Raw genomic sequence first — 12,685 nt, forward strand, 5'->3', positions numbered from 1 at the left:
TATTTAGAGCCAAACCGATAAATGACCTGAATATATGCATTCACAAATTGTATAAACTGTGATTTTCTCGCTTCTGCGCGCAAAATGCCATTTCCAAGTGTATCGCCTGAGTTTGAAATCTCTCAACACGGAGAAATACTATGGTTCGCGTAAAGTTTATGCCGCTCACCCGTATTGCTTTTGCCTTAGCCACATCGCTGGCTTTCGCCACCCCGTCAGCAGCGCAGACGAATGGTTCCCCGAACCCCTTGATCGCTGACAAGTCGATCCAATGGGAAAAGAATCAGTTCCTTTCGACATTGGACGAGCAAAAAGAATACGCTTTCCTCGATGTGAATGACCAATTTCTCATCAAATCAGTCCCACAGGATAATATGACGACGGTGCGACTAGCGGTGCTAGATGGAACGCGCTCAGAATACGCCTCCTGCGGAACGATAGGGAAAAAATGGGAAGAGGGACTGCCAGGAACGTCATGGCTTATGATCTCATATTCCAAGCCGAATCCGACCGGCCACCGCGAGTTCACGGTTCAACGGACATTGGACCTCTACGGAACCCTTCGGACATATCGTTTTCAGACGGATGGAAAACGGGAGATCAGTCTCGATGAGGGGATAACCTTAAGCCTAAGCAACAACATTCTTACCTACACCCAGATCGGCGGTCCTATAGGTTTCTCCGGCGAAATATCAGCGCTGAGGGTAAAATACGGCCTGACTGACGACTATCGTGACCTGAATTTGACGACCGAGTTGGGCAAGAAAATGTGGCTCGTCGATACGCAAAATGATGGCGGCGTGATTTCCTATAGCGTCAACAACCTGAAACAACTGCCTCACGTGCCGGGAACTCAATTGGCAATACCGAGAGAGAAAATGATTGCGTCACCTTTGAAGGGACCCGGCATTTTGGGCACTTCGGGATCGTTGGTCCACAATGTGGCGGAGCGCTCAGATGATTCGTCTGACGTTGATGTTCAACGGGAAGACGAAGACATGCCGAGAGCGATGGCATTGTGCCCGCAAGGCCAACCCTGCCACTGGTCTATTAATTGTGGCATGACCGTCGATTGCTTTTGTGTTCCCAGTGGTGGGCCATATGGAAACGTTTGCTTGTTTTGAGTGCTGAATTGCAGGAGCGAACCGTGCAAGCTACCCGTCTTCTGCCGAAGGATCAGGCTCCGCCGCTAAGAGTAAGTGGCCCCGCAGCCATTCCGACAAAATTCGATCGATTGAGCTTCGTAGTTTTGTGGAATCTTGACTGCGGCGGATGCCTTCCTATCGTCCAGGAACTCGCTGAGATCGGTGCTGAACATAACGTGCCGTGTTATGGCGTAGCGGTGATGGTACGGGATTCGAAGGTTTGCGCTTTGGCTATCGAGCAAGGAGCGTCAAAGGCGATGCTCGCCTTGGAACAATCCGGCTCGCTGAATTCAGCACTATTCCGCGGGTCAGTCACGAGGATGTGGCTGGAGGCGAGTGGACAAGGCAGCCTGCCCGCGGGCTTTGTGATCGACAGCTCGAACTCGATTATCTGGATGGGAGACCCGAACGATCTAAAAGCGGATCTTCCATCCATCTTCGACGGACGTTGGAATGTCGATGCCGCGCGGGAACGATGGGCGTCACGGGTGGCGACCAGCGATGTCCGCAAGCTCCAGTTAGGCAGAGATGTGTTTGACAGACTTGCCTTCGGAGACTTTAACGAGGCGCTTGAAATCATCAAAATTGTGGAACGTGAGTTGCCATCAGTCTCGGATGAAACTGATTTTTGTATTTTCAAACTGACGGCATTGATCGGATTGGACCACGATACCGCAACAGAATTCTACGAGGATTGTTCGGCACAGCTTATCGGAAACGTCCAAGCTCAGGCCGGGTTGGCGAGTTGCATTTTCGCCCGGATGCCATTCAATAAAAAAGTTCTCTCCATTGCGATTTCGCGACTGAAGGCCACAGAGGCCATTTTGCAAAAAAACACCAATGGCCGTCTCGAAACGGATTATCTTCACATCACGCTCAGTTTGATGCTGGCAGACGCGCATAAACGGTATGGTTCGAATGAAGCGGAGGATTACTTCGACCGCGCGTTGGTTATGTCGCAGACTGAAAAGGTCCCGGAGCGCGTACGTCTGAGGATCGCGAATGAAATAGAGAGAATTCGGAATATCAATGTTTGATGTTTGGGCTTATTATCCGAACCAAAAGTCAAACTGTTTTTTGAGCACGTAAATTCGACGCGAAAACTTTATTCAAGCCGGTGGCGCGCGCAAGAAGATCCGCAACTACTTGCCGGACGCATGGGAGGCGATCTTCAGCCGGGTTCTCGCTCCCGGTGAATCGATGGAAAAGGATCGCCGGGCCTTCGAGCAGCAACATGCCAACGACTGGATCGTGATCTCCGCCCGTCGCTCGGACGATCACCCCGGTATGACTGAGGTCATCGCCACGCGTGTTGGCAGGCGCGATCCCAGTGTCCGGGAGCGCCGCTTTCTGGTGCTGCCCGTAGATTATCAGCCTGGCGTTCGGCTTCGTCATCGACGAGGCCCGGCATGCGGCTTACGAAGGCCCATCGAGCTTCGCGTCACGGACGGGGAGGGTTGCGGCATGACCTCGCTCGACCATCATGTGGCATTGCGGCGCATGGAAGATGCCTGCCGGCAGACGCGGCATCAGATCGACATGATCGAACGTCAGATCATCCGCAAGATGACCGCCCTGATACCGTCGCTCGGCCGGCGCAAGCCCGGGTATCGCCGCGGCAGGCCGCCTGAGCGGCACGCGTTCCTCAATCGCTATCGTACCAGTCTTGCTGCCATCACCGCCGAGCGCCAGCCGGAGATCGATGCACTTTCGCGAAAGCTCGCGCGGCACGAGGCGGCGATCGCGTCATTGCGTGCCCGAGCACCTCTGCCCGGCAGCGTTGGTCAAACGGGTGCGCCAGCCGACGGTGATGTCCGGCGCTTGTGATGAGTGGGCAAGCTGCGGCAAGGAAGGGTGGGGCGGTTGGGCCTGGCACAGGCATTTCCTGGTTTCCTCTCCTCTTCGGCATCCGGGATCTGTCCCCGTGGCCGTTCTGTCCTTCGGTTTCGTGGCGGTCTGCACCAGCGCCCGTTCGGTTCAAGGCCGCTGTCGCGCCGCGGGGCGGCCGGTCATGCCGCTCTCGACAAAGCAGGCACGCGGGCTTCGCAAGGGCTTGGGCAGCCCTGCTTGACCGCACGCCTGCTTCGCTCGATCTGGCCTGCCCGGACCCTGATCCGCCCGGATTGCGCCGGTTCCTTTCGACCGCACCGAAGGACAGAACGGCCAGGGGGCCGACGCTTCGGCGAAGCAAAAAGGGAGACCCATCATGGCAAAGTCCGCAACCCAGTCCCGTCAATCAACCCGCCCATCCGCCCGCGTCGTGCCGCTGCGCAAAGGCACCACCCTCGAAATGGTCCGCCTCACATGCCCCGACGAAACCCAGGCGCTCCGGATCGCCGAGAGCTTCGGGACCGCCATTCTTGACAGCGACGGCATCCGTGATATGCACGAGCGCCTGATCGTCGAGACCGCCACCGCTCTTTCCGAGGGGCTTGGCGAGCGGGCAATGCAGATCCATCTGCAGCGCATCGTCGGCGCCTATGTCGGATCGGCCCATGGCGCCGGCCAGTTCTACTCCCGCGCCGTCACCGAAGCGCGTGACGCCACCGCCAAGAGCGCTGCGGATGCCCGCGACGAGGATCTCGACGGTCCGGTCGGCTATGACAGCGCCGCGCAGCGCAAGCGCGAGTTCGCAGCCGACATGGGTATTCAGGCCCATGCGCTCAGAATGGCGGCCGTCGGCGCTGTCGCTGCCTATCAGCAAGTGGTCGGCGAAACCTGGAAGCCCTTCGACCGGCCGGTCGAGAATCCCGGCCAGACGCTCGACCGCAAGGCGGCCGCAGCCCAGATGTCGGCCTTCGAATAACAATCTCAGGGCGGGGCTTCGGCCCCGCCAATCCTTCACGTTGACGGGGTGTCCTGTTCTCGTCAGCACTGCATGCTTATATGCGAGGGGACCGATTTCGAAAGGACATCCATGGAGAACACCTCAGCCCCGAAAACCAGACCCTGGTCGAAGTCACAGGGACCCGTGCTGGCCAATGCCGTGGATCTCAGAAAGGCTGCAGCGATCAATGCGCTTCTTTCCGCGCCCGCGCCTGTTCTTCCTGTAAAAGAGGGCGATGCCATCCTTCCGTTCGTCATCGGCATATTCGAGACGTTCCGCGCCGCTTTGCAACAGGATGTCCCGGCCGTGCACCTGCGCCGGGCGATTGCCGCCTATGCGCGCTCGAAGAACTATCTGCTGGCAAGCGCTCAGCCGGACGCCATGCGTCATGATGCAACCGGTACGCCTGTCAGCCCGGTCGATGAAGCGGACCGCCTGTCGGCGCAGCTGCGCGTCGAGGAAATCCGCCGGGAGAGACAGGCGTCGGCAGAGCTTGCGCGGACCGAAGAGGTTGCAACCGGTCCAAGCCCCGACAAGTAGTTTCAAAGTCGGGGAAACTTTCCATTCGATCATGCGCATATCAGAATACGGTCTTGCAACGGATGTAGCCGGCGCGTCATTCTGCAACCCCCACAGGCGCAAGGAGGCAGATAATTGAGTGATGCAGGGAAAGCCCCGAACACGATCGACGTTGAAGTCGGCGCCCGTATCAGGCTGAAGCGGAAGCTTATAGGTATGTCCCAGCAGTCATTGGCGGGCAAGCTTGGCGTGACCTTCCAGCAGGTCCAGAAATACGAGAAGGGCGCCAATCGCGTTGGCGCCAGCCGCCTCAGCCAGATCGCGACAGCGCTGGATGTTCCGATGTCCTATTTCTTCGACGGAAACCAGGGTGAGCGGCAAGATGACGATAATCCCAATATCTCCCGCGAGACCGATGAGGTCGCGCTGTTCCTGTCTTCGACGGAAGGCTTCAATCTCAACCGTGCCTTCATGCAGATCCCTTCGGCTGCCGTGCGGCAGAAAATTGTCCTGCTCGTGAAGTCCGTCGCCCGCGCCGAAGAAGAGGCGCAACAATAGATCTCATCGCAGCCCGTCCCGCCTCCGGTCCTGCCGGGGTGAGGGTTTCGCGCAAGGGCTTCCGCCCTCCTTCACGTTCGTTGCGGCGCGTTCCGCGTGCGCTCATCCCTGATCTCCCCGGCTTTTGGACCGCCGTGACGGGGTCGCGATGGTCGCGACCTCCGAAAACGGAGGTTGAAGGATATGAAAAGAAAAGAGCCGGGTGAACGCGCCGATCTCTATGCGCGGATCACGGACAGGATTGTCGCTGACCTGGAAAAAGGCGTGCGTCCATGGATGAAGCCATGGTCGGCCGCAAACACGACCGGACGGATCAGCCGGCCGCTGCGCCACAATGGCGAAGCCTATAGCGGCCTCAACGTGCTGCTGTTGTGGTCGGAGAGCACGGCGAGGGGTTATGTCTCGCCGACATGGATGACGTTCAAGCAGGCCTTGCAGCTGAACGGCGCTGTTCGCAAAGGCGAGACCGGAACGACGGTTATCTATGCAAGTCGCTTCACCAAGTCGGAATCCGATGGCAATGGCGGCGAGGTGGAGCGCGATATTCCGTTTCTGAAATCGTACACGGTGTTCAACGTGGCGCAAATCGACGGCCTGCCTGACCACTATCATGGCGCACCCGAACCGGTCCTGAGCTCGTTCAAGCGCATCGGTCATGCCGACGCGTTCTTCCGCAATACCGGCGCGGTCATCCGGCATGGCGGTAATCAGGCCTTCTATTCGCCGGGCAGCGATATCATCCAGATGCCGCCGATCGAGAGCTTCAGTGATCCTGCGGCATACGTTGGAACCCTCAGTCACGAAAGTTGCCACTGGACGGCGCATCCCGCCCGGGTCAGTCGCGATCTCAGCCGATACGCGAAGGACAAAACCGAACGCGCCCGGGAAGAATTGGTCGCGGAGCTCGGCAGTTGCTTCTTGTGCGCCGATCTCGGGATCGTGCCCGAACTTGAGCCACGTCCTGAGCATGCAAGCTACCTTGCATCTTGGTTAGGTCTACTCGCCAACGACAAGCGGGCGATCTTCCAGGCAGCTGCGCATGCGCAGCGTGCTGTCAATTATCTGCACAGCTTGCAGCCGGTGGCAGCTGAACACAGGGAGGCAGCCTAGGGGACGCGAATTCTCCCTCCTGGTTGCTGATCCTCGCCTGCTCGGCCACGAAACGCGATGGCCTGATATACATGCCCAGCGTTACGATGGTCCGCCATGGCGGACCCTTCGTGCAGTCGATCCTCGAAGGAAGAAGGCGCATGTTGTCTTTCTCTCCGCCCATCTCGGTTTCCGGGCCGCAGACATGACGATCGAGAGGTAAGATGCCCGCATGACGGCAGCAATGGCAACCGCAATGCAGCGCGCCGATCTCGGAACACACTGGCTGCGACCGACGTCTCGTGCCCGCGTCATGCCCTTCGGCGAACATCCCGGACGGCACATCGCATCGCTCACCGAACCTCGAAAATTCGGCTTTTGCGATGTCGCGCTCGTCGGGGGGCAGCTCTATCTCGACGTCATGCGGTACTTTGCCGATTTGTTTCGCAAAGGAGCAATGTCGACGGTGCCCGGATCATGGAGATCAGTGGATCCGTCGGCTTCATCCGGCGCGACCTGCGCTGCCAAACGAAGTTGGCAACAGAACAAGGCGCCAATGGCGGTCTACTGGAAAGCCGTTGCTCTACGCCACTCCTATCGGCTTGCGCGGCTGACAGGAGCTTCGGTGGTCGGACGTGTCCCGTTCCGTGGCGGAGGTCGGCAATCGGGCCGCCGGACATTACACCCCCCGTTCTGATCGGAGGTAAAACGGTCAAGGCCGTCTTGTCCCTTCGGCGAGCTGCTGCCGGCAGAAATCCGGCGCAGGCGCTGGCACGGGACACGAATGGGGAGAGCGGACAGTGCGTCGGTGAAGTCCACCGGTCCAGTCGCTTCAAACGCCAGAGCGAGAGGAGGCGGGAAATCCGACGTCCCGGTAAAAAGCATCGCCAGGCGGAAGCGCCAGAATGCGGCCGATCCCGAAAGTCCGTGCCAACGACAGCGTCTGTTCGAAGCGGGGACCGCCAAGATCCAGCGCCCTGCAAGGTTCCTCCGCCCTGGACACCGCTGCACCCATGCAGACCTCGATGGGACTGGTGTGACCGTAAGACGCCTGCGGCTCGACCGGCTGACCGCAACGGCCGGCCCTGGCTATTTTCCGCCGCCCGGCAGGCCGGGCTTTGCATCGCGAAGCAAAATAGCCCGGGCCGGCCGCCCTCCACTGCGTTCCGGCCCCTGAATGGTGCGGTGCCGATCGCTCCCGGTCCTTACACCGTCATCGAGGCAGCGATGGGCGCAGCCCGATCACACGAAAGGAACAAAGTCATGGCAGTCATCGGCGAATTCTCCACCAACGGCAATTCCATCGTCGGCAACGTTCGCACTCTTACGGTCGCAATGAAGGCACGCCTCAATCCCATCGAGCGCGTGTCCCGCGACGCCCCGGACTTCCGCGTCACCTCCGGCGCTGCCGAAGTGGGAGCTGGCTGGAACTCGGTCTCGGCCAACGGCGAGCCCTACATCTCCCTCAAGCTCGACGATCCGAGTTTCAACGCCCCGATCAACGCCGCTCTGTGGCCGGCCGAAAAGGAAGGCGACTACGTCCTCGTCTGGTCCCGCCCGAACCGCGAGGCCGCATGACCGGGATCCCCGAATGGCCCCGCCTCAGGGCGGGGTTGTTCACCCAAAAACAACAAAGCCGGCCCCGGGCAGTGCGCACGGATCCGGCTTTGCCCTTGTCATGAGGATAGCTCAGGCGTTGAGTGCGTCCTTCACTGCCTTGCCCGGCGCAAACGTCAGCTTCTTCGCAGCCGCGATCTTGATCGTCGCGCCGGTCGCCGGGTTGCGGCCTTCGCGCTCCGGGGTTTCCTTGAGCTTGAATTTGCCAAAGCTTGGAATGGACGTTTCCGCGCCGGCAAGCGCCGCCTCGGTGATCTGCCGGAACACGCTCTCCACAATCGCCTTGGCCTGCGCCTTGCTCAGGTTCTGCTCGGATGCGATCTTGTCCGCGATTTCAATGGTCGTGGTCATAATATAGTAGCTCCTCGTGTTTACCCCATCCGTTATGAGGTTGAAGATGCGGCGACGATAGAGGCGATATACCGCATCCGCCCGAAAAGACGCGAAAACCACAGGAAATATGCGGTCTCCAGGCGTTTCTGACATCTAACGCGATCCCGCCATGCCCGGTGGTACAATGCCGGCGAACACGTCCGTCTCTCCCAATACGGTGAAGATGCAAGCGGGCATCGAACCCGCCTGCATCTTGCCGGTACCATACGGAAAGGTGGGGGGTCTGCTCAGATCGTCCCATTGTGCCGTTCGGAAATGACAGCCTCAAGGACTCATGGTTCCCCCAATTTTCAGCCCCGTCCCGCCGGGCCGGGTCAGAAAATCGGCTCCCCCACACGCCGGCTCCGCCGGTCGCTGCGCGATCCTTGACCCCGCCATCCCCTCACGCCGCTGGTCCTTGTCTTTCACAAACGTCAAGGAGACGACGATGACCTATGCCCTTGAAATCCAGGTTGCCGAACTGCGCGCCGAGCTTGTCAACGCAGTCGACCGCAGCGAGCGCCGCCAGATCCAGGCCGAGCTCGAACTCGCTCAGGCCGAACTGGCCGCCGCGCTTGCCGAACAGGATGGCAGCCATTCCTCGGAGCCTCCGTTCTGACGGAGGCTTTTGCCGCTGTTCCTGGCCAAGCCCGCCGGATCGACCGGCGGCCAAGGCCGAAGCTTCGCTTCGGCTGCGAGCACATCGATCGTCGCAGCCTGCTCTCGTCCGGAAGGATCCGGGAGGTTGTCGCGTCCTTCCTTTCGATCCCCTGTCATCGGCATCGGGGATGTTGCAGCCTCGTCGTCGCACCGCAACCTGCCGCCGTCGGCAGGTCCTTTGCATTCGCTACCGCCCTTTCGGGTGCAGCACTCCTTTCCGGGCCGCGGTCTATCCCCGCAAATACACGTTATCGAAAGGAGTAAACATCATGCGCCAACTCTCCCAATTCCTCACATTCACCGGGCGACGGCTCCGCGCACTCGGCAAAGTCGCCGGCCACCTCTTCCGCAAAGGAAAGCTCGGTCTCAAGGTCGCGATCAAGATCCCGTTTTTCGTCGAGATCGAGATCGCCTTCGAGACCGATTGGGGCTGGGGCCGATAAGACGCCTGTCGGGGTCCTCGCGAGCGGGCCTCGTTCCGCCTGCCGCGCAGCCGGGCGGTAGCCGCGTGTGCGCTTCTGGCGGACGAGATCGAGAAACAGCTGCACGGCTTCCTCTTCACGCAGGAAGATATGGGCCTTCGACTGGCCGTGCGCACCGATGCGTCCCCAGCGGCGGGTCAGCCGGGTTTCTCCAAACAAGGTCGCCGAAATATCCATGGCATAGTAACGCGCCATGTTCATCGAGGCGTCCTTGCGTTCGATATAAAGCTGATAGGGCTGCGTAATCATGCCGGGAGGATCGTCGATCACTGAACGCAGGTCCAACGAGAGATTTGAATCGGTCATGCCCGACCGATTCATTTGCGTGATGTGTTGGCAATCCCCGAACAGATGATCGGGCGAGCCGGCCTTGCCGGGCGGCTCTACTCGCGCCCTGGGGCGCTCACGGAGCCCGCAAGCGGTCTCCGCGCGGCCGCGTGACGATCCTCTCGCGGTGTGGCACCGCCGCGGCATCGCAACCGTTGCGGCGCGGAGATGGTGGAGGACCGGCTGGCCGCCGGAAATGGTCACGCCCGCTGCCGCGGGCGTGGTTCTCTCTATCTCTATGACGCCGCATTCTACGATCCCCTTCTCCCGCCTCAAGGACATCGCGGTTCCCCCAATTTTGTCGCCGGCCGCTGACGCGTCCGTCGACAAAATCGGCTCCCCCGCTCGCTCGCCGCCGCTGGCGGTCGCGATCCGCGATCCTTGACCCGGTCGGCGGCGCTCTGTGGCTCTCTTTCGTCATAGACACGAAAGGATACGATCATGACCAGAGTTTACAGCGGCTGCGTGGAGCCGGGTGGTTTCGACCTTGATGACGATCTCGAAATTATCGCATGCCCCGAATGCGCCGGGGAAGCATTTGAACGCTACTGGGAGGCCTGCGAAGCCGGTTCGATAAACCAGTATCATACGATCAGATGCACCGAATGCGGTCACGAAGAGGGTGATCTTCCCGACTATGGCGACGACCACGATTTCGACTTCGCCCTCGATGAGGAGCTTGACGAGATCATCGCTAATTTCGGCTATTGACCTCGCATCAAGGGCTTCCGCTCTCACCGGGCGGGAGCCCCTTTTTCATGGACGCTCGCCATGCCGCCCGCTCACGGTTCCCCGGAAAGCATGGCGTTGGTGGTGGACAGGAAAGGGCCGGCTGGTCGCCGGAAAACGAACGCGGCCCCTGATCGTGGCCGCGGGCTATCTTCTCTCTCTGACCTCCCATTGTGCACCCGACACTCCGGCGTCAAGGACAGCGCGGCCCCTCCAATTTTCTGGCACCGCCCTCAAGGGCGGTGCCAGAAAATCGGCTCCTCCGCTCGCCGCTGCGGGCGGTCGCGTGCCGCGATCCCTGACCCCTCGCGTCTACGGTGCGGTCACCTTCCGTCAGAAAACGAAAGGAGACTTCTCATGACACAGCGCAAGATCAGATACATCGACGGCGGAAGCCCGGAATACTGGCGGCAGCGGACCGAGGGGTTCAGTCTCATTCACGAAGCAGAACGAGCACTGGTCCGTGTCAAAAACGCCCCGCAATACATCGCCGGCAACTGGGACGAAGACTACGGCGACTACGAACCGCTCGAAAATCTCGGACCCTACGACGACATGGATGAGGCGATCCGAGCCATTGAGGCCAATGAGACGGCCGTCGACATTCTCGTTGCCCAGTGCCGGACCCATTTCGGCGACTGGCCTGTTGCAGCCGTGATCCGAGAACTGGGTGCCTGACTGAATTGCAGACGAGAGGCGTAGCCCGCCTCTCGTCTTTTCCGCATGGTCCGGACCGCTTGCCGGCATCGAGCCTGCGTGCGGTCTTGAGGGGAGAGACTTGCCGCCTCTCCCCTCAAACACCCCTCTCCTTGTGGTGCGGGGCAAGCCCCGCCCGGCCTCTCTGGCCGGTAGATGGACGCTGCCGCGACTTCCCCAAACAATACGGAGCGGATGATCGTCCTGCGCTGCGCCCTCCATGCTTCGGGCATCCGCTCCAGCCGATCATCCGCTCCTGCGGTGTGCTCGCCGCCCTGTCGTTCGCATGTCATCGATGCCCGCTTCCTGCGGCCGCGGGCATCCCGACTGCTCGCGACGGGCGGCTCGCTTCAGCATTTCTCACTACCATGTCCGACCCACGCGCTATTCCTCCTCCGCGGATCACGGGTGGTACACCTGTGATCGCTGTTGCATCGTCTGACGACTCGCAACAGCATTGGCGGGTCGGGCACGTGGGTCGGACATGGTAGTGAGAAATGGCAGGATAGGCTATTGGTATACCAATAGCCGTTTCGCCCGGGGGGCGATCGTCGCCAGAGCGACCGACGATCTCCGTGATCTTCAAATTTTTTGGGGAGCTGGGCACGGATAATTGCCGCGAGCGAGCGATGTCTATCCGGAAGGGGGAGGCGGTTGGGCTCGGTCTGAGGGTCTAGGAGCGCTTCCGTCCGGCGAGAGATACACCGGGATTTCAGTGGTCAGACGACTACGCTACTCGATTGAGCGGACCGGTGAACTGGCTAACGGGCATATCGGTGTCTAGGCGTACGCATGAACGCGTGGTGCTCCGATTGAATGTATCGGTGAATGAGTGGATCTGTTTTTGTACTATTGGGTGACACGGCGGATCAGCAAAGGTGCAGATCGGCGAATTTGCTCCACACCGACTAGGTGAAGCGGCGAATGGATGAATGGGTGAAGCAGTGGATGCGTGAACAGGCGAATGTGTGCATCTCCGATTGAGTGCATCGGTAGATCGGTGGATGAGTGTATCGGTGTTTACGCCATGCGGTAAATCTGCGGATCAGCAAACAAGCAACGCGGTGAAACGGTGCGTCACCGATTGGGTGAATAGATGCCTTCGCCAAAAGGGTTTTGTGTCACCGTGCAAACCCGCGAATTCGCTCGGTGACGGCAGGGCGAAGTAGTCCTGCACCTCAAGGAGGGTCTGCAGGTCCGGCTTTTCGCTCAACACGAAGCTCCGTGCGGCCGTCGGATAGCCGGCGGCTGAAGCGTTTCCCGACCTTGACTGTAAGATTAACCGGGATCTGGGTGGACTGCCCCCGACTATATGCCCGGGGTGCTGTCGCTATGTTTCCAAGGGACCCCAAGTTTGTTCAGAGCCTGGAGTGCAGCACCGTGAAACCCGTTTGAACTGGAGACCATGACACGCCCCGACAGACGTGACCGCACCGCCCTGGCATAGACACCATAGCCCAAGCGCATGAGAGCGCCATCCTTCACCAATGCTCTCAGAGCCCGAAGAACCTGATCGTCGCCGCTCAGGTCAGCAAAATCGCGGGGAACGAAGACGTCTGTCTTCTTGGTCCTGCTTATCCTTGTCCTGATCCGCTGCTTCAATGTTTGATCCATGATCGGCTTCCCGTCACAAAAACCCGGCGCTTGGCAACCTGTTCCCGTTA

The 12,685-nt window shown here is 59.9% G+C and carries 15 protein-coding genes and 1 pseudogene; 13 read left to right on the forward strand and 3 right to left on the reverse strand.

Going from position 1 to position 12,685, the window contains the following annotated elements; all coding sequences use genetic code 11:
* The first annotated feature begins 140 nt into the window (after nucleotides 1–140).
* The 10 genes and pseudogenes from V6S97_RS24835 (at nucleotide 141) to V6S97_RS24880 (ending at nucleotide 7,716) form a co-directional block, all read left to right on the forward strand.
* On the forward strand, nucleotides 141–1,124 hold the full coding sequence (locus tag V6S97_RS24835) for a hypothetical protein (protein ID WP_334427857.1): 984 nt from the start codon (nucleotides 141–143) through the stop codon (nucleotides 1,122–1,124).
* Nucleotides 1,125–1,147: 23 nt separating this feature from the next.
* Nucleotides 1,148–2,182, forward strand: a complete 1,035-nt coding sequence (locus V6S97_RS24840; RefSeq protein WP_334427858.1) for a hypothetical protein — start codon at nucleotides 1,148–1,150, stop codon at nucleotides 2,180–2,182.
* 85 nt (nucleotides 2,183–2,267) lie between these two features.
* A pseudogene (locus V6S97_RS24845) lies at nucleotides 2,268–2,613 on the forward strand (DUF7007 domain-containing protein); the annotation flags it as partial.
* Nucleotides 2,610–2,972, forward strand: coding sequence for a hypothetical protein (locus V6S97_RS24850; protein WP_334427859.1), 363 nt, complete (start codon nucleotides 2,610–2,612; stop codon nucleotides 2,970–2,972). The pseudogene V6S97_RS24845 and the gene V6S97_RS24850, both read left to right, overlap by 4 nt.
* A gap of 379 nt (nucleotides 2,973–3,351) precedes the next feature.
* Nucleotides 3,352–3,951 carry a hypothetical protein gene (locus V6S97_RS24855; protein ID WP_334427860.1) on the forward strand — a complete coding sequence of 200 codons (600 nt, stop codon included), beginning with the start codon at nucleotides 3,352–3,354 and terminating at the stop codon, nucleotides 3,949–3,951.
* Between the two features lie 111 nt (nucleotides 3,952–4,062).
* Nucleotides 4,063–4,512 (forward strand): ProQ/FINO family protein, encoded by a 450-nt coding sequence (locus V6S97_RS24860; protein WP_334427861.1) that lies wholly within the window; start codon nucleotides 4,063–4,065, stop codon nucleotides 4,510–4,512.
* A 114-nt stretch (nucleotides 4,513–4,626) separates the two neighbouring features.
* Nucleotides 4,627–5,049 carry a helix-turn-helix domain-containing protein gene (locus V6S97_RS24865; RefSeq protein ID WP_137006530.1) on the forward strand — a complete coding sequence of 141 codons (423 nt, stop codon included), beginning with the start codon at nucleotides 4,627–4,629 and terminating at the stop codon, nucleotides 5,047–5,049.
* A 183-nt stretch (nucleotides 5,050–5,232) separates the two neighbouring features.
* Nucleotides 5,233–6,159, forward strand: a complete 927-nt coding sequence (locus V6S97_RS24870; RefSeq protein ID WP_334427862.1) for an ArdC family protein — start codon at nucleotides 5,233–5,235, stop codon at nucleotides 6,157–6,159.
* Between the two features lie 211 nt (nucleotides 6,160–6,370).
* The gene (locus V6S97_RS24875) at nucleotides 6,371–6,835 is read left to right on the forward strand and encodes a hypothetical protein (RefSeq protein WP_334427863.1); all 465 of its coding nucleotides are present in this window, start codon (nucleotides 6,371–6,373) and stop codon (nucleotides 6,833–6,835) included.
* 566 nt (nucleotides 6,836–7,401) lie between these two features.
* A complete protein-coding gene (locus V6S97_RS24880) occupies nucleotides 7,402–7,716 on the forward strand; it encodes a DUF736 domain-containing protein (RefSeq protein WP_045024413.1) in 315 nt (104 codons plus the stop codon).
* Nucleotides 7,717–7,827: 111 nt separating this feature from the next.
* Here the strand turns inward: V6S97_RS24880 and V6S97_RS24885 are convergent, their stop codons facing one another.
* Nucleotides 7,828–8,106 carry an HU family DNA-binding protein gene (locus tag V6S97_RS24885; protein ID WP_334427864.1) on the reverse strand — a complete coding sequence of 93 codons (279 nt, stop codon included), beginning with the start codon at nucleotides 8,104–8,106 and terminating at the stop codon, nucleotides 7,828–7,830.
* Between the two features lie 469 nt (nucleotides 8,107–8,575).
* Here V6S97_RS24885 and V6S97_RS24890 point away from each other — a divergent pair, with 469 nt between their 5' ends.
* Nucleotides 8,576–8,746, forward strand: a complete 171-nt coding sequence (locus V6S97_RS24890) for a hypothetical protein (protein WP_334427865.1) — start codon at nucleotides 8,576–8,578, stop codon at nucleotides 8,744–8,746.
* A gap of 289 nt (nucleotides 8,747–9,035) precedes the next feature.
* Here the strand turns inward: V6S97_RS24890 and V6S97_RS29235 are convergent, their stop codons facing one another.
* On the reverse strand, nucleotides 9,036–9,575 hold the full coding sequence (locus tag V6S97_RS29235; RefSeq protein ID WP_442886105.1) for a WGR domain-containing protein: 540 nt from the start codon (nucleotides 9,573–9,575) through the stop codon (nucleotides 9,036–9,038).
* A 462-nt stretch (nucleotides 9,576–10,037) separates the two neighbouring features.
* Between V6S97_RS29235 and V6S97_RS24900 the strand changes: the two genes are divergently transcribed.
* Both V6S97_RS24900 and V6S97_RS24905 read left to right on the forward strand, forming a co-directional pair.
* Nucleotides 10,038–10,307, forward strand: coding sequence for a hypothetical protein (locus V6S97_RS24900; protein WP_334427866.1), 270 nt, complete (start codon nucleotides 10,038–10,040; stop codon nucleotides 10,305–10,307).
* 375 nt (nucleotides 10,308–10,682) lie between these two features.
* Nucleotides 10,683–11,003, forward strand: a complete 321-nt coding sequence (locus V6S97_RS24905; RefSeq protein ID WP_334427867.1) for a hypothetical protein — start codon at nucleotides 10,683–10,685, stop codon at nucleotides 11,001–11,003.
* 1,326 nt (nucleotides 11,004–12,329) lie between these two features.
* Here the strand turns inward: V6S97_RS24905 and V6S97_RS29240 are convergent.
* On the reverse strand, nucleotides 12,330–12,635 hold the full coding sequence (locus V6S97_RS29240) for a DUF6088 family protein (protein WP_442886107.1): 306 nt from the start codon (nucleotides 12,633–12,635) through the stop codon (nucleotides 12,330–12,332).
* Between the last annotated feature and the right edge of the window lie 50 nt (nucleotides 12,636–12,685).

The sequence above is a fragment of the Agrobacterium sp. CCNWLW155 genome (assembly GCF_036888815.1).
Lineage (GTDB): Bacteria > Pseudomonadota > Alphaproteobacteria > Rhizobiales > Rhizobiaceae > Agrobacterium > Agrobacterium radiobacter.

Bases quoted from the DNA above. Each gene is read 5' to 3' on its own strand.
- V6S97_RS24835 (WP_334427857.1), top strand. From the start codon at position 141: ATGGTTCGCGTAAAGTTTATGCCGCTCACCCGTATTGCTTTTGCCTTA.
- V6S97_RS24850 (WP_334427859.1), top strand. From the start codon at position 2,610: ATGACCTCGCTCGACCATCATGTGGCATTGCGGCGCATGGAAGATGCC.
- V6S97_RS24855 (WP_334427860.1), top strand. From the start codon at position 3,352: ATGGCAAAGTCCGCAACCCAGTCCCGTCAATCAACCCGCCCATCCGCC.
- V6S97_RS24860 (WP_334427861.1), top strand. From the start codon at position 4,063: ATGGAGAACACCTCAGCCCCGAAAACCAGACCCTGGTCGAAGTCACAG.
- V6S97_RS24870 (WP_334427862.1), top strand. From the start codon at position 5,233: ATGAAAAGAAAAGAGCCGGGTGAACGCGCCGATCTCTATGCGCGGATC.
- V6S97_RS24875 (WP_334427863.1), top strand. From the start codon at position 6,371: ATGACGGCAGCAATGGCAACCGCAATGCAGCGCGCCGATCTCGGAACA.
- V6S97_RS24880 (WP_045024413.1), top strand. From the start codon at position 7,402: ATGGCAGTCATCGGCGAATTCTCCACCAACGGCAATTCCATCGTCGGC.
- V6S97_RS24885 (WP_334427864.1), bottom strand. From the start codon at position 8,106: ATGACCACGACCATTGAAATCGCGGACAAGATCGCATCCGAGCAGAAC.
- V6S97_RS24890 (WP_334427865.1), top strand. From the start codon at position 8,576: ATGACCTATGCCCTTGAAATCCAGGTTGCCGAACTGCGCGCCGAGCTT.
- V6S97_RS29235 (WP_442886105.1), bottom strand. From the start codon at position 9,575: ATGACCGATTCAAATCTCTCGTTGGACCTGCGTTCAGTGATCGACGAT.
- V6S97_RS24900 (WP_334427866.1), top strand. From the start codon at position 10,038: ATGACCAGAGTTTACAGCGGCTGCGTGGAGCCGGGTGGTTTCGACCTT.
- V6S97_RS24905 (WP_334427867.1), top strand. From the start codon at position 10,683: ATGACACAGCGCAAGATCAGATACATCGACGGCGGAAGCCCGGAATAC.
- V6S97_RS29240 (WP_442886107.1), bottom strand. From the start codon at position 12,635: ATGGATCAAACATTGAAGCAGCGGATCAGGACAAGGATAAGCAGGACC.